Origin of the sequence: Gemmiger formicilis, from assembly GCF_016901605.1 — a bacterium.
Lineage (GTDB): Bacteria > Bacillota > Clostridia > Oscillospirales > Ruminococcaceae > Gemmiger > Gemmiger formicilis_B.
Genome location: NZ_JACJKP010001061.1, coordinates 1 through 216, shown reverse-complemented (window position 1 = coordinate 216; position 216 = coordinate 1). Strand labels below are relative to the sequence as shown.

General features: G+C 66.7%; 1 pseudogene. It reads left to right on the top strand.

Annotated elements, in window-relative coordinates:
- Positions 1–216 (top strand): annotated as a pseudogene (locus tag H6B10_RS18620) (hypothetical protein); the annotation flags it as partial.

Here is a 216-nt window from a genome sequence, read left to right as displayed (position 1 = left end):
CAGGTTTTGTCGGAACCGGCGGTCTCGGCGGAAGCGGCCTCGGAAGAAGCGCTTTCCGCAGCGGAAGAACTGGTGGACGGGGTGGAGCCGCAAGCGGCCAGCGACAGCGCCATCGCCGCTTGCCAGGCCGGTCAGGCTGACGGCATGATCGCCGGCGCTTCCATCACCGATGAGCGCAAGGCTTCCGGCTGGCTGTTCTCCGACGGTTACTACACC